We start from the raw sequence: 22896 nt of genomic DNA on the forward strand, positions 1-22896 counted from the left end.
CTTGTCATCACTTCAGGGAAACTCTCGTGTCGGACCGGCGAGTTGATGGACACCACCGGTGCCGCCGGGTTACCCGCCGGACGGTGTCGCGCGAGGTGGTTCGCGGGTCAGAGCAGGGCGCGAAGTGCCTCCTCTGCGGTGTCCGCGGCGGTGGCCAGAGCGTCCGCGTGCTCTGGCCGAAGGCCGCCACCGAGTCCCGATGCGGCGAGCACTGCACACAGCTGCCGCACCTGTTCGATGGCCAGGTATGAGTGGGCCTGTTGGTGGTTCAGGACGTCCCGGGCGGCATAGGCGTCCAGGGCCGCCACGTCGACGAGGGCCTGCCGCAGCGAGGTACTGCTCTCGGTCTCCTTGTCGGCCAGGTCGAGCGCGGCAAGGGCGACGCGGGCCTGGAACGCGGCGGTGGCCGGGTCGGGCGGGCTGGTCAGCGCGAGTGCTTCCCGCAGGGCGCGGTCGAGTTCGTTCTTCGGTAGTGGCGAGGCGGCGGGCCGGCAGTACGCGAGCAGGAGAGCCGCGACAGAGTCCTCCCACGGCTCCGTGCTGCTGGTGACCTCGATCATGTCGCGGGCCTGCTGGTCGAGGCCGCGTTCCATCAGCGACATGATCACGATCTGGCGGCCGTCGAGAAGCCGGTTGCCGACGCCGCGGTGGGCGGTCATAGCTTGGGCTGCCTCGCTCCAGCGGCCGATCCGTGCCAGGGCCCGGGCACCGTCGGTGAGCACGGCGACCCACAGCTCCTCGCAGACCTTGCGGTGGTCGCCCGGCGTCGCGCTGAGCCCCGCCAGGTCGACGGTGTGGCCGCGGATCTCGGCCGCACCCCGCTGCTGGGCTGCGCGGTAGAGCCGCTGGAGCACGTCGTAGGCGCCTTCGCCGTCGCCTTCGCGGATCATCAGGCGGGCGATGTTCACCACCGGCATGAGCGCCATCACGGCGATGTCCCCCGAGAGCGTCCCGGCGTCGGCGAACACCCGGTACTGACGCCAGCACAGCTCGGCGGCCAGGTCGGGCAGGGCGGCGTCGGAGGCGATCAGCGCGGCGTAGTTGAGGACCCCGCAGGTGCGGGCCACCAGATCACGGTGGCCCGCACCCGCGGGCTGCACGGCCAGCGCACCGAGCTCGCTGATCCGCCTCTCCAGGGGTAACCCGGGTGCCTTGGGGCGGCGCACCAGCGGGATGCGACTGGCTATCGCGGGAACCATCGGTCAGCCCCTGCGCGGCCAGTCGACGACGATGCGACTGTTGGACTTCTCGACGATGAAGCGCGGCTCGGCCGCCGTCAGCCGGCTGCGGGCGTCGCCGACGGCCATGCGGAAGCCGGGCTCCGGGGCGTCGTTGCCCCAGCCCTGGTGCCACTCGCGGATCTCGATGGCGACCTGCTCGGCGAGGGCGGCGGCGCGCGAGCCGTGGCCGATGACGCCGATCTCCCAGAACCGGCCCAGGTCGTCCTCGCCCTCGCGCACCGTCAGGTAGGCCAGGGTGTCGCCGTCGAGGGCGGCCATCGAGCCCCAGCCGAAGTGCGGGGTGAACCCCGGACGGGAACCGGGCATCCGGGACAGCCCGTTGGGCAGGACGCACGCCAGGTACAGGTACACCCACTGCCACGGGTCGCCCTGGCGGAACTTCACGCCGGTGTAGACCTTGGTCTGCGGCTGGTCCAGCACGGCGCGCATCGCCTCGCGGTCGACCTCCTGCTCGCTGAAGGTCTCCAGGCGCACGTTCCCCTCTCCGATGTGGGGGACGAGGGTGTAGATGTCGTCGCAGACGCCCTTGCGCAGGGGCACGAACGTGGCCATCTCGCAGGAGACGGTCTTCCACGCCTCGCCGTCGCGCTCGAACGCGAAACTGCGGGAGATGCTGCCGCGGATCCGCATCGGCAGGACCAGCCGTCCGCCGGGGGCGAGCTGGTCGAGGATCCCCAGCGGGATGTCGCCGGCGCCGACGGTGAACTGGATGCGGTCGAAGGGGCCGTACTGGGGCAGGCCGACGGCGCCGTCGCCCAGGACAGCGGTCACGTTGGAGGCCCCGGCATCCGCCAGGTGCTTGGCGGCGGTATCGACGAGGTCCTGGTCCACGTCCAGGGTCCACACGTGGCCGCCGGGGGCGACCAGTTTGCCCAGCAGCGCGGCGTTGTAGCCGGTCGCGGCGCCGGCTTCCAGGATCTTGTGGCCGGGGCGGGCACCCAGCTGTTCGAGCTGGGTGGCCACGATCGACGGGGCGCTGATGCAGGAGATCATCTCGCCGCCGTCGTCGTGCTTGATCGGCACGGCGTCCTCGACGTAGGCGGTCTGAAGGTCGACGCCGGGCAGGAACCGCTCGCGCTCGGTGGTCTCGAAGGCGGCGATGACGTCCGGGGTGCGCAGCTGGCCGGCGTCGACGAGGCGGGTGACGAGCGCCTGGCGCAGGTCGGCGGGGTCGGCTTGGGTGCTCAGGGGGGTCTCCATCCGTGAGAGGTTAGGGGTCAGGGTGGCAGATGGCCGGAGCGACACGTCGGCGGATTCGCCTTCGGCGAGGGCGACTTGACGGGCCATCCAGGCGGCGGCGGCCTGGGCGTCGACGGGGACGGCGCCGCGGTTAAAGGTGAAGATCACATGGTGGGCGAGCACGGTGCGCAGGCCGCGCACCAGCCGCCCGTCGGCGTCCAGGCACCGCAGGCGCAGCCCGGCGTCCTCGAAGGCGGCCACGCGTTCGGACCAGCCGGGCTCGGCGTCGGGCCGCAGGGCGGCGTCGGCGTTCATCAGGCGCCGCATGGCCGCGACCGCCGTCTCGCGTGCGGGACCGGCGGGCGGGACGACCGCGGGGCGGGTGGTGGCGAACCTGACCCAGACGTCGCCGATCTCGAACGGGTCGAGGCCGGCGGCCCGGTGCATGGTCGACAGCAGCAGGATGCAGCGCTCCCGCCCACCCAAGTTGCCGGTCTCGGGCAGGGCGAAGCGGCTGTCCGCGCAGAACAGGTCGTGTGCGACGTCCATGGCCTCGGGGCCGCCGAACGCCTCCGTCTCCGGCTCGTAGATCTTGCCGGTCCAGGCGCTGGCCACCTGGTCGGCGACCAGCTGGTCCAGGACGTCGGCCGCGGGGTGCTCGGTACGCAGGCGCAGCCCCTGCTCCTTGCGCAGGAAGTGGAACCGACTCTCGCCGAGGGCGGCCGACAGGGCCCGGGCGGCCTGGGGGCTCATCGTGCCGCCGGGGAACGCCACGCTGGCGTGCCACCAGGTTCCGGTGTCGATGGTGATGGCGGGGTCCTGCTCGTCAAAGTCCATGGTCGTCGGCGCTCCTTACTTCTTCGTTACGGGCTTGAGCAGGGGTCAGGCGATCAGCAGCGCACGGGTCCACCCGGTGGTGTCGCTGCCCTCCAGTGCGAGCTGCGCGCCGGCGCGGCCCTCCAGGAAGCCGGGCTTGGGCAACTCGCCCAGGGTGGCCGTCAGCCGGGTGGTGAGGTGGGTGATGTACAACGTGAACCGGCCGGGGGCAGGACTGTCGGTGGCCATGGCACGCACGATGGCCAGCAGCCCGGCCCAGCCGTGGCACAGCGAGGCGTCGGTGACGTGCTCGAGACGGGCCGGGTCGGCCAGCACCCGCAGAGCGGCGTCCTCCGCCGCCTCGCGCCGGGCCTGGTCGCCGAGGGCGAGGGCGGCCACCTGCCGCGTGCGGGCGATGCCGAGCTGGCCGTAGCACCAGGACGGGCGCGCGGTTACCGGCCCGGGCGGTGTGCGCGCGGACAGCTGGTCGAGCGTGATCCAGTACCCGTGCTCGTGCCGCTCCAGCCAGCCGTTGAACACCTCGATGGCCTCGCGCTGCCCGGCCACCTCGGCGCCGTGGCGGGCGGCGAGGGCCAGCACGGCCAAGGGGCCGGCCACACCGTGCGCGACGCCGAGGTTGCCGTGACCGCCGGGCATCTCCTCGTCGGCCGGACCGGCCTCGGACCACCAGCCCGGCAGTTCCCGGCCCAAGGAGCGCACTGGCTGGGCCAGCGAGACCAGGTAGGAGAGCACCTGGTGCAGCAGCGGGTGGGCGGGTTCGCGGGCGAGTAGCAGCGCGCCCAGGCCGGCAAGGCCCCGGATCAGGTCGAACTCCGCCGGGCGCGCCAGCGCCCCACCGTCGCGGCGCAGGGCGGCCGCGGCCAGGCGCGCGGAGACGACCTTGTCCGCGGCCTCGCGCACCTGACGGGTGGGCGCTCCGGCACGGCCGAGCACGAACTCCAGGGCCGGGGCTCCGTGGAACAGCGACGCATTGCCCCCGGTACTGACTCCGCCCGCCACCGCCTGCGCCAGGTGCCGGCGGGCGGCGGCGAGGTCACCGCGCTCGATGTGCAGCAGCGCCACTCCCAGTGCCCCCTCGGACAGCTCCTGGAACCGCGGCACGGCGATGGCCGACGTCATGAGGCCGCCGCCATCGGGACGACGATGCTGTGCGCCCGTCCGCCGATCCAGCCGTCCGCGTCCGGCGGTGGCGCCTCGTGAAGGACCGCAACTCCGGTCGGGCTCGCGGCCAGGTGCGCGCGCAGCACGTCCAGGTGCATGTCCAGGCTCAGGTCGAGCGGCAGCTGCTGGTCGTCCTCGGCCAGCAGCACGCGCTCCGGCACCTTGAAGCGGCCCATCCAGGCGCGCAGCTGCCCCGCCCACTGCTCGAGCGTCGCGGCGCGTCCGGGCAGCGCCTGGGCGGGCAGTTGCCAGCGGGCGGCCACCAGGACGGTGCGCCGGTAGTGCAGGGCCGGGGTGAACGGGAGGGTCCAGGCCGCGCCCCAGTCGAACCACGTCACCTGCGGCGCGGCGGCGCGGCTGATCTCGGCCAGGAACCTGGCCAGCGGCGGGGTGTAGTTGTTCCACAGGAAGTTGATCGCGGTGGGGGCCAGCAGCTCCAGGTGCCGGCCAGTGGCGGCCTCGACCAGGTAGAGCCGGCCATCGCAGGCGCCGACCGCCAGGTCACAGGGGAAGAGCACTCCCGGTCCGCGGTGGCGGAACTCCCCGACGCTGACCACCCGGGGCAGCACCTGCGGGGCGCGGGTGAGCAGGTCGGCCGGGACGCGCCCGGCGTGGAAGGACAGCTGGACCAGCTCCGCACCGGGCTCGACCGTGGGCAGCGCGGCGTGCTGCTCGCCGAGTTGCGGGAACAGGTGCCAGAACCGGCCGGTCATCGAGCCAGCCGCGCGGGAGACCGTCGCCACCCGAAGCCGGAAGTCACCGCGGTCCAGCGCCCGGAGCGAGCCGGCCTGGACCTGCACGCACACCTCCAGGTGCGGTGGGGTGAGGGCCGCCGGTTCACCGGCGGCGGCCTCCAGCCGTTCGATCATCGCGCCGGACAGCACCACCGCCCGCGTGCCCTCCACGGCGGCCGTGCCGGCCAGTTCCAGCAACAGCCGGTCCCTGCGGGTCATCGGACGAGGAGGCTCCACGACCTGACCGAACCCCTCGGGCCGGCCCAGCCCCCGCTCGGGATCCGTCAGCTGCTCCAACGCCACCACGGCACCCTCGCCGTAGCGCTCGAGGAACCGCTCGGTGTAGCGGCGCCACACCGGCGTGCCCGCCGGGTGGGTGGCAAGCCGGGTAAGGACAGCGGCGGCGGTCTGCGCCTCCAGCTCCACGGCGTGCGGAAGCCGCACCGCCGCGTCCAGGCCCAGGTCCACCGCGGCCGTGCGATCGCAGGACTCCCGCAGCACGGCGGGAAGGGGGCCGAGCGGGTCAGCGAATGTGGCCGGTGCGCGCAGCTGCGACCGCAGCACCCGTACCCGCAGCAACTGACTCAGCAGTTCCGTCCGCTGGGCCTTTTCCGTCTGCGGGAACTCGGCGGCGACTTTGTCCGCCAGCTCCGAGTAGGCGATCGGCGCCTTGGCCGCGTCGAGAATGAGCGCGAGGGCGGGCGACAGGGCCAGCGAGTACTCCGCCGGTCCTTCCGATGGGACGCACACGCGGCCGTCCTGACGGCGAACCAGGCTGTTGACGCAGACCTCGACACCGGCCATCCGCTCGCTGTCAGCCTCCCAATCGCTGACCACCGCGTCCAGCGCCACCGGGTCCGGCCGGCCTACCACCTCGTGCCGGTCTCCGAAGCGCACCACGGACACCTGCCCGAAGCCGACCAGGGCAACGCCCGCGAACCGGCCGAACGGTGTGGACCGCTGGGCGTAGCGGATGGTGTAGCGGGCTACCGCCAGCGCCGCCCGGCGCAGCCGGCGCGCGCTGGGCAACCGCCCAGCGACGATCTCCTCGACCCTGCGCGCCAGGTCCGGGCTGGCACCGGCCACGGTCTGCCGGAAGGCATCGTCGGCCCAAACCCCGGCCAGCCACGCACGCCACTGCTCGCCCGTGGCGCCCCGCCCCGGCCACTCGGGCGTCTTCGGCGCGCTGAGGCTCACTGCAGCTCGCAGCATGCTGTCGCCGACGCTGCGGTACAGGCTGGGTCGCGAACGCGTCATCACCCACTCCGTTCTGGAAGAGGAGCAACGGGAAGGGGTGCGGTGCGGGACCCGTCACATCCCGCACCGCACGCCCCGGGCTACGACGTCGTGCAGGCGCTCGGGCAGGAGCTCCCGCAAGTGTCACCGGTGCTGCACATCAGGACCGTCTCGGTCGCCGGGGTGTTCTCGATGAACGTGATGTCGAGGCCGAACGGGTCGCCGATGTTGGCGGCGCCCTCGTTCTGCTTGCTTTCCTCGACGGTCGGCGTACTCATCTGCGCTCCTTCTCGGGAACAGTTGCAGTGGACCTGCCGCCCGGTGGTCCGGGCGGCCGTAGCTGCCGAGGCCGGACGGCGAACGCTCCCGTGCCGTCCCCGCAGCTCGCCCGCGCTCGTCATGAGGCGGGAACAGTTGCGATCTGTGCCGAACTGAGCACACACCGCCAGCGGGCGGGGAACAATGGCGTGCACCGATTCACTACCGATTCAATTCCGAGGAGCACCGCCGATGGCCAACCAGCTTCGGGACGATATGCGGGAGGCTCGCAGAGCTTCCGGCATGGTCTGGGCGAAGTTCGCCCGCGAGGCCGGCTACGGCGAGGCGCACCTTCGCAACGTTGAGAACGGCAACCGCTCGGTGACCGCGGACGTGGCGGCCGCCTACGACCGGGTGCTGCGTACCGGCGGGGAGTTCGCCGGCAGGCTGGCGGCCGCCTCCGCGACCGGCGGGAGCGCCCCGTGGACGACGGACGAAACGCTGTCGGTCCTCACCGACTTGGTAGATGGGAGCGGCGTGGATCGCAGAGGGTTCCTCACGGCAGGGGTCGCACTGTCCGCCTCAGCAAGCAATTGGGCCAAGGCACTTGAGTCGCGACCTGCCCGGACGCCCCCGGGCCTGCCGGGCAACCCGGCCTTGCTGGCACACATGGACGACCGGCTGGACCATCTGCGCCGCCTCGACGACGAACTCGGCAGCGGCGAGGTCTACCAGCTCGGCCGCGGCGAGCTGTCCCTGGCAGTGAAGCTGATCAGGACCCGGCGCTACAACAGCACAGGGCTCGGCCACCTGCACTCGATCGCGGCGGAGGCCGCTCGCCAAGTCGCCTGGGCCGCCTTCGACCAGGACCGCGCCGGAATCGCCCAGCGCTTCTTCGACGCCTCCTTACGAGCGTCCGCCGAGGCGGGAGATCCGATCAGCGGTGCCTATGCCCTGAGCTTCGCCGCCGTCCAGTGCTACTCCACCCCTCATCAGGCCGGCCGCGCTGTCGCCCTACTCGACACCGCACGCACCCAGGTCAAGGGCATTGGCACGCCGCGCATGGACGCCATGCTGGCCGCCCGTACAGCGCACGCTCTCTCGAAGACGGGTGCGAAGAAGGAGACCGCGCATCAGCTCCGCCTTGCTCGGGCAGCCCTGGACAAGGGCCAGCGCGACAACGACCCGAAAACCCTTTACTGGGTGGACTACGGCGAGATCGAGATGATCGCCGGCTCGTGTGCTCTTGAACTGGGTGACCCGGCCGAGGCACTGCGGCGGTTCGAGGCCGGCATGGAAGCGTCATACCCGGGCGACGAGGAGTACCCCCGAAGCCATGCCATCTACCTGTCCCGGGCCGCCGAGGCGCACCTCGCCTTGGACGACCTGGACGGCGCCGTGGCCACCGCGCGTCACGCGGCGGCCTGCCTCGGCTCGGTCGACTCCGTACGTTCGGCATCCCAGCTGACTGGCCTGCGGGAGAAGCTCGCCCCGCACGCGGCCTACCCCGCCATCCGCGACTTCCTAGAAGCCGGGTAGGCGCAGCAGCTCGCGCAGACGCCTGACGACCACCTTCTCGTCCAGCCCGAGCACGGGCGTGAGGCCCAGTTCGGCAGCGGCGGCCAGGTTCTCCTCGCTGTCGTCGACGAACAGGCACTCTTCGGCCGCCACGCCGAGCTTGCCGAGCACCAGGCGGAAGATCTCGGGGTCGGGCTTGCGGATCCCGTGCTCTGCGGAGAGCACCACCTCGTCGAAAGTGCCGCGCAGGTCGAAGCCGGTGTACGGGTCGTAGGGCTCCCGCCCGAGGCTGTTCGACAGCACCGCTGTCCTAATGCCGGCCGCTCGTGCTTGCCGAGCCACCTCGATGACCGGGTAGGCCGGGAAGGCGTCATGCAGGTACCGGGCGAGCAGGTCCTTCGGCGGGACGCCCATCAGCGCGCCGAAGTCCGTGTTCCAGTCGGCCTGAGTGATACGGCCCAACTCAAGCTGACGGAAGAGCTCCTGGCCCCGCGGATCGGCCCAGGCACGCAGGAAGGTGCCGTTGGCGATCCCCTCCCGAGTCTCGAAACCGGTGATCACCTCGACCATGTTGAAGGTCAGGACACCGAAGAAGTCGAAGATCACGCCACGGTACGCTGCCATCCCCGAAGCCTACGGGTCAGCACGCGATCGCGGTGGCCAGCCAGCGGAACTGGCCGTGTGTGAGGGCCGGATCATGTCACCGGCCGGGCCCAGGTGCCGTGGCGGCGGTGCCCAAGGGTGCCGTCGAAGTCCCAAGCACAGTGCCGGTCACCACAGGTTCAGCCTCTCAAGGAGGAGGGCAGCCCGGGGACGGGCCGCGGTCGGGACACCGGTGAGGAGCTCGTCAGGCAGATCCGCCTTGTGGTTGAGGCGGATCATCTCTCGCCACCGCAGCGCGTCCTGCCACTGCGCTGCCCATGCGAGCGCGAGCTCCTCGGCCGGGATCCGTTCGAGGGGCCGGCCGCCGTCTCGTGGACGTCCGGTCCAAAAGTCGGTTAGGCCAAGCCTGGGCTGACGGCGGGCGGGTTGTACGGGGCAGCTCGGCGCGGGCCGGGCACCAGAAGCCGGGCCGAAAGGCCTATCTGCCGCTATCGGCGTCCGGCAGGCTCGGCTCCTGCGCTGTTGTGCCCGGCCCGGGCGCCGCCGGAACTGCGGGCTCGATCGTCAAGTCCTCTACGGCCAGGATCCCGGTCAGCTCGTTGCCGCGCGGGTACAGGACCGGGTGGTGGCGGCGGGAGCCGACGAGGGTGTCGCTGCGCGTGTAGTCGCCGACCAGCGCGGTGGAGGAGAGCTCGAGCTCTGCCCGCGCTTCGTCCTGTGCCCTTCCGGGCGTTGAGTCTCGGTGCGCACGTTCCCGACGTGTCGTAGCCGGCTGTCTGGGAGAATGGTCGGCGGGGCCGGCCCCACTTCGTCTGGGGCCGACCCCGCCGGAGCCCGATTGGCGGGGTTAGGCGAGGTGGTCGAAGTGGCCAGCCTTCGCGCCGAGGAGCATGGCACGGATCTCGCTGCGGGTGTAGATGAGCGGGACCTGTTCGGGCCGCTGGGAGTCGCGGATGGCCACGTGATCTCCGATTGCGCCGAACTCCACGCAGTTGTTGTTGCCGCCGCTGTAGGGGCTCTTCTCCCACGTCACGGTGGAGAAGTCGATCTCGGTGGGGTCAGGCTTCACGGTCACTGGGACGAAACTCCTTGATCATTTCGGTTATGCGGGTACGAGTCTCCGGCGGACCGAGAGCTCGGGCACGCAGGTGGTCGAACGCCTCGTCGTAGCGTTCCACGTCTTCGGCCGTCTCGAGACACACCGACTTGGTCAGGTTCTCCACCCACACGACGGCCGGGGTGGGGTCGGGGAAGCCCATTCGCATGAAGCTGCCGTAGCCAGCCGGGTGGAGACCGATGACAAAGGGCAGGATCTGCACCACGATGTTGGGCCGCCGGGACATCTCCATCAGGTGGCGGAGCTGGCCTTCCAGGAGTGCTGGCGTGCCGCGCAGGCGCCGGAGTGCCGCTTCGTCGATCACGGCCCACAGCTTCGGGGGGTCGTCCGAGTTGAGTACGTCTTGACGCCGCATGCGGACCTCGACAAGGTCTTCGATGCTCTTGGCATCGAGGTCGACCCGCATGGCGCCGATGACGGCGCGGGCGTAGTCCTCGGTCTGCAACAACCCCGGGATGAGCTGCGCTTCGTAGGAGTGGAGGCTGGTCGCGCTGGACTCCAGAGCGACGTAGCCCGAGTACTGGGTCGGGGCCATCAGGGCCGAGTACTTGCGCCACCAGGTGTTGCGTTGGGCGATGTCGGCGCGCACCAGGTCCAGCAGGTCTTCGCGGACCACGGGGTCGGTGACTCCGTAGTGGTCGAGCAGCGCCTTGACGAGGACTGGGGTTGTTCCGCGCTGGCCGGTCTCGATGCGACTGAGGGTGCTCTGCGTGATCTCCACGGCCTCAGCGACCGCGACCAGGGTCATGCCGGGGATGGCTTCGCGCAACGCCTTGAGCTTGGGCGCCAGTTGGCGCCGGTACACGGACTGGGGTGCTGGGGGCCTCTTCGCCATGAACCACAGTCTGGCGGTTGGACCGTTGCAGGGCAACGCATCTGAGGCAATATCAGTTGGGCATATTGCCCAACTGCCTTTCGTAGGGGCATGCTGTGAGGGCGACAACGAGGAGTGAGCGAAAGGTCACTCCTCCTGACGTCGCGCGCTGCCGCGATCCCGTGCACTGACGCCCGGATACGCGCCTCCCCGCCTCGGCCTCAGCCCGGCCCTCTCGCCGGACCCGTCGACCTCGTTCAGCCCGAGAACCACCTGCACAGCCGCTGCCCGCAACCCCGAAGGCACCGGCCGGCAGTGCGCCACAACTCCCGTTCCTCACTGCCGCCGGCCCCTGCCGGGCGGCCGTGGGCGCGAAGACCCGAAGGAGCCACGCATGGACCTGTCCCTGACCGCTTCCGAGCGCGAGGAGACCTCCTCGCTGATCGCGGGCCTGATCGGCCAGTACCGCAGCGCGGAGGATCCCGAGCTGCTGGAGCGCGCACCGGTGCTCGCCCGGGCGCTGCCGCACCGGGTCCAGGAGCACCTGAACCAGCTGCGGCGCCACGAACCCGGCTACACCGTGATCCACGGCCACCACGTCGATGACGCCCAGGCCGGCCCCACTCCCAGCCACTGGAACGCGCTGCCCGACCCGTCGCCGACCCTGGAGCTGGACCTGACGCTGGTGCTCTACGCGGGCCTGCTCGGCGACGCGTTCGGCTGGGCCACCCAGCAGGACGGCCGGGTGATCCACGACGTCCTGCCGATCAAGGAGAACGAAGGCCAGCAGCTCGGGACGGCCGCCGACGTCCTGCTCGACTGGCACACCGAGGACGCGTTCCACCCGCTGCGCCCGGACTTCCTCGCTCTGGCGTGCGTGCGCAACCCGACATCCACGGCCACCACCGTCGCCGTCGTAGACGACCTGCGGTTGAGCGCGGCGGACCGGCGGATCCTGGGCGAGCCCAGGTTCCGCATCCTGCCGGACAACTCCCACCTGCCGTCGAACAACTCGGCCAGCGCCGAGGGCGACTTCGAGCGGATCGAGGCGATGCTCGCCACGCCGCCCGCGGTCGCGCTGCTGGAGGGCCACTACCTCCGGGCGGACCGCTCGTTCTGGGGGGTGATCGACCCGGCCGACACCGAAGCGCAGGCCGCGCTGGAGCACCTGACCCGCGAGATCGACCGCCGGCTGCGCAACGTCGTACTGGAGCCGGGCGACATCCTGATCGTCGACAACCTCCGGGCCGTCCACGGCCGGGTGCCCTTCGAGGCCCGCTACGACGGCACGGACCGGTGGCTCAAGCGCGTGCTGATCACCCGGGACCTGCGCAAGTCCCGCACCGTCCGCCCGAGCCTGCTCTGCCAGGTGGTGGGCTGATGCGACCGCTGATGGAACGCGCCCTCCTGGAGGACTTCCTGCGCGAGCGGTACCACGAGGCCGACATCGACATCAGCTCCAGCGGTGCCGAGCCTTACACGATGGCCGAGCTGCGGGACCTGCTCGGGTTCGACCTTGAACAGCTGGCCGCGGTGTCCCTGCGGGACTCGCAGTCCGCCGGCGGCGACGAGCTGCGGGCGGCGATCGCCGCGCGCTACGGCCTCGGCGACGCCGGGCGGGTGCTGGTCGGCAACGGTTCCACGGAGGCGCAGCTGCTGTGCCTGGCAGCGCTGCTGGAGCCGGGGGACGAGGTGGTCGTCGTGGAGCCGGCGTACCACTCGCTGCTCGCCCCGGTGCTGGCGCGCGGCTGCCGGGTGCGCCGGTGGCAGCTGCGACCGGAGGACGGGTTCCGTCCGGACCTGGAAGAGCTGCGGAACCTGGTCACCAGCACCACGAAGGCCGTGATCGTGAACTTTCCGCACAACCCCACCGGCGTCACCCTCACCACGGAGGAACTGGCCGAGCTCGTCGCGATCGTGGAACGGCACGGCTGCTACCTGCTGTGGGACGGCACGTTCGAGGACCTGGCGTTCGATGCGCCACCGCTGTCGGCCCCGACGTACTACGAGCGGGCCCTGTGCTTCGGAACCATGTCGAAGGCGTTCGGCCTGCCGGGGCTACGGGTGGGCTGGGGCATTGCGGCCCCCGAGATCGTGCATGCCGCTGTGGGGGTGCGCGACTACACCACCCTCGCGCTCTCGCCACTGGTCGAGTGGGTCGCGCAGCGGGCGCTGGAAGGGGCCGAGCGGCTGATCGGACCGCGCATGCTGACCGCGGCCGCCAACAGGCGACTGGTGCACGGGTGGCTCGCGGCGCGCCCGGGCGAGGTGTCCTTGCCTGCGGGCGGGGCGGGCGTCGTCGTCTTCCCGCACCTCACCGGAGTCCCGGACACGATGGCGCTGTGCGAGCGGCTGATGCGCGAGCACCGGGTACTGCTCGTGCCCGGCGAGTGCTTCGGCGTCCCCGGCCGTGTGCGGCTCGGCTTCGGCGGCACCACCGCCGACCTCGCCGCCGGCCTGGACGCCCTCTCCCACCTGCTGGACACCATGGCCGAGGAGGCCTCGTGAACCCCAACGACACCACCTTCCCGGACATGTGGCGGCGCAGCGTGGCCGCCAACCCCGGCAGTGTGGCGATCGACAGCCCGGCCACCGGGACCCACACCTACGCCGAGATGCACCGGCAGGCCGAGTCCACGGCGGCACGGCTGCGCGTCGCCGGCGTCGCGCCGGGCGTCCTGGTGGGCATCAAAACGTCGGACCGGCACGCGTTCTGCCGCAGTCTGCTGGCGGTTTGGCTGGCCGACGCGGTCGCGGTGCCGCTGAACGCCGCCGCCCCGCCGGCGTGGACGCGGGAGATCTGCGAACGAGCCAGTGTGGCCGGTGTCCTGGTGGACGGCGAGACGCCGGGCACCGTCCTTCTTCAGGAGCCGCCGGCCTCGGGCGCCCGCACCGCGCCGGGCGCGGCCTACGTCATGCACACTTCCGGGTCGACCGGGCGGCCCAAAGCGGTCGTGCTCTCCCACCGGGCGCTGGGCTCCTACTGCCGGGCGTTCGGCGCCGCCGTCGGCCTGGGCGCGCGGGACCGGTTCCTCCAGCTGGCACCGCCGTCCTTCGACGTGGTGTTCGAGGAGCTGCTGCCCGTGTGGTGCGCGGGCGGTACCGCGGTCCTGACCGGGGCGCAGCCTGATGATCCCGCCCAGCTGCTGCGTGAGCTGGACCACCGAGGTGTCACCGTCGCGGAACTGACCACCGTCTACTGGCAGTTACTCGTGCGGCACCTGCGCGCCAACCCCCTGCCGCTCCCGGCGTCGCTGCGGCTGCTGCTCATGGGAGGGGAGCAGGCGCCGCCCGCGCTGATCGAGGAGTCCTTGGAGCGGGGCCTGCCGCTGGCGCACGTCTACGGGGTGACGGAGGCCGGCATCACCTCGACCGTGCGCATCTTCGACCCGCAGCAGCCGGTGGCCACCGACACGGTGGGTACCGCCTTGGAGAACAGCACCGTGCAGGTGGTCGGTGAGGATGGCGTCCCGCTCGGCGCGGGCACGGTCGGGGAGGTGTGGATCGGCGGCGAGAGCCTCGCCGACGGCTACCTCGACGCCCCCGCCGCGACGGCCGCCCGGTTCGTCGAGACCCCGGGCACCGGCCCGCTGCCGCCGGGGCGCTACTACCGCACCGGGGACTTGGGTCTGCTGGATGCTGCCGGGCAACTGCGGGTGCTGGGGCGCATGGACGCGCAGGTCAAGGTCAGCGGTGTGCGCGTGGACCTGACCGAGCTGGAACGCCACCTGGTGGCGAGCGCGGCGGTGACCGAAGCGGCGGCCGTGGCCATGCCCTGCGCACCCGGTGGGGCGGCGCGCCTGGTGGCGTTCGTGGTCCCCGCGACCGGAGTGGACCCGACCGGCCTCGAGGCCGGGGTGCGGAACGGGCTGGCGGGGCGTGTGCCGGCGCACCTCGTCCCGCACCGCGTCGTGGCCCTGGACGCGCTTCCGGCGACCGCGCACGGCAAGGTCGACCGACACCGCCTGCCCGAGCTTCTGCCCGTCACCGGATCCGACGTGCCGGACACGGTGTGGGCGACGGCGACGCAGCGCACTATCGCCGAGGCCTGGCAGGGGGCACTGGGCCGTCCGCCCCCCAGCCCCGACGAGCGGTTCGCGGACGCTGGCGGCACCTCGCTTGACCTGCTCACGTGGGTGGTCCGCCTGGGTGAGTTGGGCATCGAGGTCACGGCGGCCGATTGCCTGGACAACCCGACTGTGCGCGCGCTCGCCGCCCACGTCGACGGCAAGACGGATGAGGCGCCCGCTCAGCACGAGCCCGGCGCCCGGCGCAACGAGGCGCGGGGCGTCCTGCGCCGGCGCCGCACCGGGGCGGAGGACCGATGACGCCGATCCCCGAGGACGCCGTCGCGGTCGTCGGCATGGCCGCCCGCGTGCCCGGCGCCGACAACGTCCAGGAGCTGTGGGACAACGTCCTCGCCCACCGCGCCAGCGTAATCCGCTCCACGGACGGCCCCCGGCTCTACGCCCGGGGGCACCTGGGTACGGACGTCGGGCTGTTCGACCCCGCCTTCTTCGGCATGTCGCCGCGCGAGGCCCTGACCTGCGACCCGCAGCAGCGTCTGCTGCTGGAGTGCGCCTGGCAGGCCTTGGCCGACGCGGACGCCGGCCGTCCGCAGGACGCCGCCGTCCGCGAGCGGACCGCAGTGTTCTGCGGCACCAACTTCAGCGGCTACCGCGACCTGCTGGCCCGCTCCGGCCCAGTCAGCGCTCTGGAGTTCGAGGCCGGCACCGACAAGGACTTCGCCGCCACCCGGATCGCCTACCGGCTCGGGCTGCGGGGACCGTGCGTCGCCGTGCAGACGGCCTGTTCGTCCTCCCTGGTGGCGGTCCACCTGGCGTGCCAGGCCCTGCTGCTCCGTGAGGCTGACCAGGCGCTCGCCGGCGGAGCGTCCATCGTCCTGCCCAACTCGCCGGGCTGGCAGTACGAGAGCGCGTCGATCCACAGCGCCTCCGGCGTCTGCCGCCCCTTCGACGCTGCCGCCGACGGCACGGTGATGGGCGACGGCGCGGCCCTGGTGGCGCTGCGCCGCCTGGAGGACGCCGTGGCCGACGGGTCGCGGATCTACGCGGTGATCCGCGGCTCGGCCGTCACCAACGACGGCGGGCGCTCGAACGGGTTCACCGCGCCGAGCGGGAGCGGGCAGGCGGAGACCGTCCGTGCGGCGCTGGCCCGCGCGGGCCTCGACTCCGGGCAGATCGGCTACGTCGAGACGCACGGCACCGGTACCGCTCTCGGCGATCAGGTGGAGCTCCAGGCGCTCGCGGACGTTTTCGCCTCCCATCCCAGGCCGGGTGGCGTGACGCTGGGGTCCGCGAAGGGCGGGCTCGGGCACCTGGACATAGCGGCTGGCGTGGTCGGGCTGATCCGCGCCAGCCTGGCCCTGCACCACGCCGTGCTGCCCGGCACGGTCAACCACACCACGCCCGCCCCCGCCCTGGCCTCCAGCGCCGCACCCCTGCGGGTCCTGACGCGACCTCAGCCGTGGGAACCGGCCGAAGGCGTGCGCCGGGCCGGGGTGAGCAGCTTCGGTGTCGGCGGCACCAACGCCCACGTCGTCCTGGAGGAACCCCCGCCGTCGGGCACCGCTCCCGGACGGCGCCCGGCAACGCTCCGGGACGCGGGCTACCGGCCCCGCCGGATCTGGCCTGAGCCCGCCACCGGCGCCACCGACAGCGTCGGCGCGGCCGAGCCCGCCAAGGCGCAGGTGGAGTTCCGGCGCAGCAGCTGGGCCCAGTGGCCCGGGCGCCCCGGCACCGAGGCCCCCAGCTGGGCGTGCGTCGTCCTGATGGCCGAGCAGGACGACCACACGGGCCGCAGACTGTTCGACCTGTTGTCCGCATCGGTCCCCGAAGGCACCCCAGTGGTGTGGGCACCGGACGGCCCCATCGAGGCGCCGCAGGGCCGAGCGCTGGTCGTGTGCGGGTACGCGCTCGGCGCAGGCTCCCAGCCCGCACGGCGTGCCTACGACGCCCTCGTGGCGTTGGCTGCCAGCACCGCGGGTTGGCCCGCCGCCTGCGGCGTGGACGTCGTGGCGCTTACCCGGCGCGCGCACCCGGTGCTCGGCACCGAGGGCGGCGACCCCCGGGCGGCCACGCTCACGGGCCTGGCCCGGGCGCTGTCGATGGACGTGCCCGCGGTCCGCGTCCGCACCCTCGACCTGGAGGGCACTCAGCCCTGGGAGCTGGCCGAAGCGATGCGCCGCAGCGTGGACTGGGCCGCCGAACCCGTACTCGCCCTGCGCGGCCGACGGTGGTGGAGCCCCGCCTACCCGCCCCTACCCGAACCCGAGCCGGGCTCGGTCGGCGGTGTGTCGGTCGTCGTAGGCGTCGGGCAGATCGGCACCGCCGCTGCCCGCGTCCTCGCCGCCGTCAGCGGCACGCTGGTGCTCGCTGCCCGGCCTGGCCCCGGCCTGCGCACCGCGCACCGCCTGGCCGACGACCTCGCCGCGCAGCCGGCCCGCATCGTCGTGCGGGAGTGCGACGCCGCCGACCCCCGCGCCCTCACAGCCCTCATCGCGCACGTCACCCGTGGCCTTGGTCAGATCGAGCGGATCGTCATGGCCGCCGGAATCTCCGGCGAGGCCGCCTACCAGGACAGCACCCGCCTACCGCAGTGGGCCGACGAACGGCACTTCGCCCTCAAGATCGACGCCGCCGCGACGCTGCGTGCCGCAGCCGCCAGCCACCACGTACGGCGCGTCGTACTCATGTCCTCCCTCGCCGGGGTACTCGGCGCGATCGGCCTTGCGGCCTACAGCGCGGCCTCGGCGGCGACCGACAGCTACGCCCTGCACGGCGAGTACGCCCACACCCGCTGGCTGAGCATCGGCTGGGACGCCTGGCAGCACCATGACGCCACCGCCTCGGCCCACGAACAGCGCATGGTCCAGGGCGGCCTCACCCCCAGGGAAGCTGAGCAGGCCCTGACCCGCCTACTGCTGTCCGACCAGAGCGGACACGTCCTCGTCGTCAAGGGCCGCTTCCCCGAGCGCTACGAGCGGTACGTGCGCGCCCCGCTGAACACCACCCACTCCCCCGAGCCACCGGCGCTGGCCGACAAGCCGCAGGCCGACCTGCTCGTGACCCTGCTGGATGCGTGGCGCAGCTGCCTTGCTGACCCCGACCTGGGCCCGGACGACGACCTCGCCGCGCACGGCGCCGACTCCCTCACCGCGATCGACGTCCTCGCCCGGGTCGGCGCCGAGACCGGCCGCGTCCTGCCCACCGAGCTGTACTTCGCCGCCTCCTCGGTACGCGACCTCGCCGCCGCAATCGACTCGACCACCGACCAGCCGCCGCGCACCGCAGCGGTCCGGCGCTGGGGGCAGGGCGACCGGTCGACGCTGTGGTGCATGCATCCGATCAGCGGATCCGCCGACGCCTTCGCCCCCTTGGCCGCCCAGCTCGGCGGCAGCCACCAAGTCCACGCACTCCCCGGCCCGCCCCTGTCCGATGTCACCGGCGAGACCCCGATCGAGGAGTTGGCACGCCACCATCACCAGCAACTCACCGCCAGCGCGCCGCGCCCCGACGTCGTCCTCGGCTTCTCCTTCGGCAGTCACCTGGCCCTGGCCGTCGCACAGCAGGTGTACGACACCACCGGGCACGCCCCCACCGTGGTCGTCCTCGACATGCCCGCGCCCGCGGGCCCCGGCCCCCGTAGCATCGCCCAGGTCCCCGCTGCCGAGATCGTGGCCGCTATCACCAGCCACCGGGCCCGCGAAGCCGGTCGGCGTCTGGTCGTGGATCCGGACGCCATGCGCCACACCCCTCCCGAGCAGGCGATGGCCGACCTGCTGGACGAGCTGCGTACCCAGCAGGTCGTGCCCGGGTCCTTCACCACCGAACTCGCCGCCCGCCTCGCCGCCGGCTACCGCCACCGTCTTGCCGCTGCCGAGCGCTACCGGCCCCGCCCCTACCCGGGCCGCATCGTGGTGGTGCGCGCCGCCGAGGCCGAGTACGACGACTCGCTGCTTGCGGGCGTCCTGCCCGCCCCAGCCGACGACTCCTCCTGGGGGTGGGCCGCCCTCGCGCAGCACGGCCACGCCGTCCACGTCCTCGACGCCCACCACACCACGCTCCTCCAGCACCCGAGCGTGGCCGACATCGTCCACCACAACGCCCCACGTCCGGAAGGACTTTCGACATGACGCTCCGAGCCGTCTGGGCGCCCGACGGCGCCGTCACCACGGCCCGCACGGCCGGCTGGAACGACCTGTTCGTGACGGGCCACGCCGACGAAGCCGCCCCGCTGCTCCTCAACGCCGACCTCGCCGCCCGCCACCACGACGGCCCCACCGTCGCCTACTGGTCCGACCCGGCCTGGCAGGCCGCCCTCGACACCACCCCGATCGTGCTCACCGCCACCACTCGTGAACTGCGCATCGAGCTGCCCCCGGTCTGGCGCGCCGAACTCCACCTCGCCTGGGACGGCACCAGCCTGCTGATCTCCTCCGACCTGCGCACCCTCGCCTGGGCCGTCGACGCCCGCACGCCCGACCCGGACGGTGCCGCCGCGTTCCTGACCGGTGAACGGTGGACCCGCGGTCTCCTGCCGTCCCTGTACCGCGGCATCCTCACCCTGCAACCCGGCCACGCTGCCGTGGTCCGGCCCGACAGAACGATCCGCACCGAGGCGACCTGGGCCCCCCACCGCGACCCCGCGCACGCCTCCCAGCCGCTGGAGACCAGCACCGTCCAGCTGCGCGACCGCCTCGATGACCTCGCCGACCGCATCCTCACCCGGCACCGCCGTGTCGCCTGCCTGTTCAGCGGCGGCCTGGACTCCACCCTCATCGCAGCCGCTCTGCTGCGCCGCGCCCCCGAACGCGTCGTGCTGCTCAACGTCGGCAGCGGCCTCGGAACGCCGGCCGAGGAACGGCTGCGGGAGCGGTTCCTGCGCCAGTACGGGGCCCGGAGCGAGCCGGTCGACCTGCCCGCCAAACCCGGCCTGGTCGCCGCCCTGCGCGACGTCAACGCCATGACCGGCCTGCCCACCGGATCGCCCTTCGCGGCCGCCTTCGAGGAGATCCTCGCCGTTGCCCACACCGACTTCGACTGCGACGCCATCGCCACCGGCGACGGCGGCGACGAGGTCTTCGCCGAGCGCGACGAGCTCCTGGTCGATCTGCTCGCCCGTCACCCGAGGGCCCTACCGCCCGCGCTCGGCCACCACGCGCTGCGCACCCAGCAGCGCGGCCTGGAACCGCTCCTGCGCGCTCACCGCACCCTGCGCTACCTACGCGGGCACGCACCGGCACCCGGCCACACGGCCACCGGCCTCGACACGCTGCTCGGTGACGCGCTCGCCAGGCAGGTCGCCTCCGCCCGGGCCCGTGCCCTGCATGCGGACCGCGAGCGGTGGCTCCAGGGCTGGACGTGGTCCGCGCTGGGCTCGGCACGCCGAGCGGCGGCCGTCCCGGAGTGGGAGCCCGCCAGCACGCAAGCCCCTGGCATGGCCGTCCTCAGCCCTCTCGTGGACGCCCAGCTCATCGCCCCCGCCCTCGCGCTGCGCCGCACAGCCCTCCAGCCCTCGGTCGCCGGCTTCCAGCCGAAGTGGTTGCTGCGGCAGGCGGCCTTGGCCTGGCTGGATCCGCAGATCGCGCTCCACCCGAAGATCGGCAGCGCCGACGGGACGATCCTCCAGGCCGTGCGCACCGACGAGCACGGCGACCTGCTGGACCTGCTCGGCTCCACCACCGCGCAGCAGATCGGCCTGCGTCTGCCGTCCGAGGCCGAACGGCCCGACCACCCGCTGTGGCACGACGAGGGGTGGATTCGTCCTGCTGCCCTGGCCGCGTGGCTCGACCAGCCCGTTCCCCGTCCGCACCAGCCTTCCGTGACGCTGAGCAGTCCGCCGGCCCCGCCCACCATGGAGCGCCCGCCTCTGCCCGCAGCACGGCACCGGCGACGTGCTGCCCGCCGGCACGTCGTTGCTCTGGCCGCGCTCAACGTCGCCCACCAGCTGCTGCCCGGCACGCCCATTCCGCCCGCCCGGGTGACCGCCGCCGATCCGGGACTCGGCGAGACGCTGACCGACCTGGCGCGCCGGGCCTGCGCGTTCCCTCTGGTCAGCGGCGCCTCCCAGCCCATGAGCCAGGCGCTCGCCCACTTCCTGCGGCTGCGAGGGCGCCGTGCGACGGCGGTGTACGGCGTCCAGGAGGGCCGCCCCGGGGCCCGGTACTGGGTGGAGACCGCCACCGTCCACGTGGACGTCCACGGCGCCGAAACCCCCCTCACGCCCGCCCCGGAGGTGACGGCCGCTCACCTGTCGAACTCCCGTCCGGGCACGCGACGTTAGGGCAGATCGGGCCGCTCGCTCGCGTACCATGCGGGCCAGCGGCCCGGCCCGCCCGCACCGACCGAACCGCCGCCCGGCCGCCGTCACGGCGAGAACACACCGCACCCGGAGGACCCCCGTGCTCAACCCCAGCGAGATCGACGCGCTCTTCGACCCGGACCTGCCCGCGCCGGCCTTCTGGGAGCAGCAGTACCCCGCCCGCCAGCTGCCGTCCGGTGCCGAGGTCACCCGGTTCTGCCCTAGCCCCACCGGCCACGCGCACATCGGCGGCATCCACGTCGCCGCGATCGACGCGGCCATCGCCCACCAGAGCGGCGGCACCTACTTCGTGCGCATCGAGGACACCGACCAGGCCCGCGAGGTCGAAGGTGCTGTCGACCGCTTCGACCGCGCCTTCCGCCACTTCGGCGTCGCCTCCGACGAGACCGACGACACCGGCCTCTACGGGCCCTACACCCAGTCCCGGCGCGCCCGTATCTACCAGAGCTACGTTCGCGAACTGATGCGCCAGGGCAGGGCCTACCCGTGCTTCGCCACGAAGGACGAACTCGAGGCCCTGCGCGCCGACCAGCTCGCCAAGAAGGTGCCCAGCGGCTACTACGGCCAGTGGGCGCCATGGCGTGACGCCAGCGACGATGCGGTCCGTGAACGGCTCGCCGCCGGTGTGCCGTACGTCGTGCGGTTCCGTTCCCCGGGCACCGGCGAGCGCACCACCTTCCACGACCGCATCCGCGGCACCATCGAGATGGACGACAACCGCGCCGACACCGTCATCCTCAAGACCTCCGCCAGCCCGCTGCGCCTGCCCACCTACCACCTCGCCCACGCCGTCGACGACCACCTGATGGGCGTCACCGTCGTGATCCGCGGCGACGAATGGCTCTCCTCCGTCCCCGTCCACCACCAGCTCTTCGACGCCCTCGGCTTCCCCCGCATCCCCTACGCCCACATCGCACCCCTGATGAAGCAGGAGGGCAAGACGCGCCGCAAGCTCAGCAAGCGCAAGGACCCCGAAGCGGACGTCGAGTACTACGCCCAGGCCGGCTACCCGACCGAGGCCGTCCTGTACTACCTGCGCGGCCTGGCCAACGGCCGACTCGCCGAGATGCCCCTCGACCAGGCCCTGCGCGAGCCCCTGCGCCTGGAGGAGTGCGGGGTGACGGGCGCGCTGATCAACCTGGCGAAGCTGGAGGACATCTGCGCCGACCACGTCGCCGCCCTGCCCGGCGCCACCATCCTGGACCGCGTCAAGGAGTGGGCCAAGGCGTACGACGTGCCGCTCGCCGAGGTGCTGGAGAACGACGAGGACCTGGCGCTGCGGGCCCTCGCCGTTGAGCGCGACGGATTCGACAACCCGCGCAAGGACCTCCGCAAGTGGGGCGACTTCCGCACCCACTACGGCTTCTTCTTCCGGCAGCTCTTCGCCACCGTCACCGATCCTGCCGATCCGCGGTTCGGCGGCCTGGCCCCGGACGTGGTCCAGGAACTCAGCCGGCGCCTGCTCGACCGCTACCAGCCCATGGAGGACGGTGACGCCTGGTTCGACCAGATCCGCGCCGTCGCCGCCGAGCTGAACTTCGCCGACAGCGCGAGGACTTACAAGCAGAACCCCGGCCTGTACCCCGGCTCCATCAAGGAGGCGTCGCAGGCCATCCGCGTGCTGCTCACCGGATCGACCCGGAGCCCCGCCCTGCACCTGGTGGCGGCGACGCTTGGAGAGAACGAGGTACGACGGCGCGTGAACGCCGTGCGGACGGCCTGACCACGCCTCGGTCGGTCCTGACCAGCCCTCCAGGACCGACCGGCCGTGTTCAGTGGGCGTTTCGGCTCACGGGTTGGGACGTCGAAGGGGCGGACACACATCGTGGGTTCTAGGAGTCGTTGCAACACCCC

General features: G+C 72.5%; 15 protein-coding genes. 7 read left to right on the top strand and 8 right to left on the bottom strand.

Going from position 1 to position 22896, the window contains the following annotated elements; all coding sequences use genetic code 11:
- Window positions 1-107 precede the first annotated feature (107 nt).
- The 5 genes from BOQ63_RS00710 to BOQ63_RS00730 form a co-directional block, all read right to left on the bottom strand.
- Window positions 108-1199, bottom strand: a complete 1092-nt coding sequence (locus BOQ63_RS00710; RefSeq protein ID WP_072653032.1) for a hypothetical protein — start codon at window positions 1197-1199, stop codon at window positions 108-110.
- 3 nt (window positions 1200-1202) lie between these two features.
- On the bottom strand, window positions 1203-3257 hold the full coding sequence (gene fxlM / locus BOQ63_RS00715; RefSeq protein WP_072653033.1) for a methyltransferase, FxLD system: 2055 nt from the start codon (window positions 3255-3257) through the stop codon (window positions 1203-1205).
- Window positions 3258-3302: 45 nt separating this feature from the next.
- Entirely contained in the window at window positions 3303-4376 is a 1074-nt protein-coding gene (locus tag BOQ63_RS00720) for a lanthionine synthetase C family protein (protein WP_072653034.1), read from the bottom strand.
- On the bottom strand, window positions 4373-6409 hold the full coding sequence (locus BOQ63_RS00725) for a lantibiotic dehydratase family protein (RefSeq protein WP_454129509.1): 2037 nt from the start codon (window positions 6407-6409) through the stop codon (window positions 4373-4375). The genes BOQ63_RS00720 and BOQ63_RS00725 overlap by 4 nt, the downstream gene beginning before the upstream one ends.
- An 80-nt stretch (window positions 6410-6489) precedes the next feature.
- Window positions 6490-6666: an FxLD family lanthipeptide gene (locus BOQ63_RS00730; RefSeq protein ID WP_107488394.1), complete on the bottom strand. Its 177-nt coding sequence runs from the start codon at window positions 6664-6666 to the stop codon at window positions 6490-6492.
- A 232-nt stretch (window positions 6667-6898) separates the two neighbouring features.
- Between BOQ63_RS00730 and BOQ63_RS00735 the strand changes: the two genes are divergently transcribed.
- A complete protein-coding gene (locus tag BOQ63_RS00735; protein ID WP_072653035.1) occupies window positions 6899-8185 on the top strand; it encodes a helix-turn-helix domain-containing protein in 1287 nt (428 codons plus the stop codon).
- On the opposite strand, the gene BOQ63_RS00740 is transcribed toward BOQ63_RS00735, so the two are convergent.
- The 3 genes from BOQ63_RS00740 to BOQ63_RS00750 all read right to left on the bottom strand — a co-directional run bounded on the left by BOQ63_RS00740 (window position 8171) and on the right by BOQ63_RS00750 (window position 10719).
- Window positions 8171-8788, bottom strand: a complete 618-nt coding sequence (locus tag BOQ63_RS00740) for an HAD family hydrolase (protein ID WP_072653036.1) — start codon at window positions 8786-8788, stop codon at window positions 8171-8173. The genes BOQ63_RS00735 and BOQ63_RS00740 overlap by 15 nt on opposite strands.
- Before the next feature lie 826 nt (window positions 8789-9614).
- Entirely contained in the window at window positions 9615-9842 is a 228-nt protein-coding gene (locus tag BOQ63_RS00745) for a DUF397 domain-containing protein (RefSeq protein WP_072653037.1), read from the bottom strand.
- On the bottom strand, window positions 9826-10719 hold the full coding sequence (locus tag BOQ63_RS00750) for a helix-turn-helix domain-containing protein (protein WP_072653038.1): 894 nt from the start codon (window positions 10717-10719) through the stop codon (window positions 9826-9828). The genes BOQ63_RS00745 and BOQ63_RS00750 overlap by 17 nt, the downstream gene beginning before the upstream one ends.
- A gap of 373 nt (window positions 10720-11092) precedes the next feature.
- Here BOQ63_RS00750 and gntD point away from each other — a divergent pair, with 373 nt between their 5' ends.
- The 6 genes from gntD to BOQ63_RS00780 all read left to right on the top strand — a co-directional run bounded on the left by gntD (window position 11093) and on the right by BOQ63_RS00780 (window position 22765).
- The gene (gene gntD / locus BOQ63_RS00755) at window positions 11093-12079 is read left to right on the top strand and encodes a guanitoxin biosynthesis L-enduracididine beta-hydroxylase GntD (protein ID WP_072653039.1); all 987 of its coding nucleotides are present in this window, start codon (window positions 11093-11095) and stop codon (window positions 12077-12079) included.
- The gene (gene vioD / locus BOQ63_RS00760) at window positions 12079-13206 is read left to right on the top strand and encodes a capreomycidine synthase (protein ID WP_079183303.1); all 1128 of its coding nucleotides are present in this window, start codon (window positions 12079-12081) and stop codon (window positions 13204-13206) included. Before gntD ends, vioD begins: the two co-directional genes overlap by 1 nt.
- Complete coding sequence (locus tag BOQ63_RS00765; RefSeq protein ID WP_072653040.1) at window positions 13203-15026, top strand: non-ribosomal peptide synthetase; 1824 nt, start codon at window positions 13203-13205, stop codon at window positions 15024-15026. Before vioD ends, BOQ63_RS00765 begins: the two co-directional genes overlap by 4 nt.
- On the top strand, window positions 15023-18853 hold the full coding sequence (locus tag BOQ63_RS00770; protein ID WP_072653041.1) for an SDR family NAD(P)-dependent oxidoreductase: 3831 nt from the start codon (window positions 15023-15025) through the stop codon (window positions 18851-18853). The genes BOQ63_RS00765 and BOQ63_RS00770 overlap by 4 nt, the downstream gene beginning before the upstream one ends.
- A complete protein-coding gene (locus tag BOQ63_RS00775; RefSeq protein ID WP_072653042.1) occupies window positions 18850-21003 on the top strand; it encodes an asparagine synthase-related protein in 2154 nt (717 codons plus the stop codon). The genes BOQ63_RS00770 and BOQ63_RS00775 overlap by 4 nt, the downstream gene beginning before the upstream one ends.
- A 118-nt stretch (window positions 21004-21121) precedes the next feature.
- A complete protein-coding gene (locus BOQ63_RS00780; protein ID WP_072653043.1) occupies window positions 21122-22765 on the top strand; it encodes a glutamate--tRNA ligase in 1644 nt (547 codons plus the stop codon).
- Window positions 22766-22896 lie beyond the last annotated feature (131 nt).

This window comes from Streptomyces viridifaciens (genome assembly GCF_001888885.2).
Classification (GTDB): domain Bacteria; phylum Actinomycetota; class Actinomycetes; order Streptomycetales; family Streptomycetaceae; genus Kitasatospora; species Kitasatospora aureofaciens.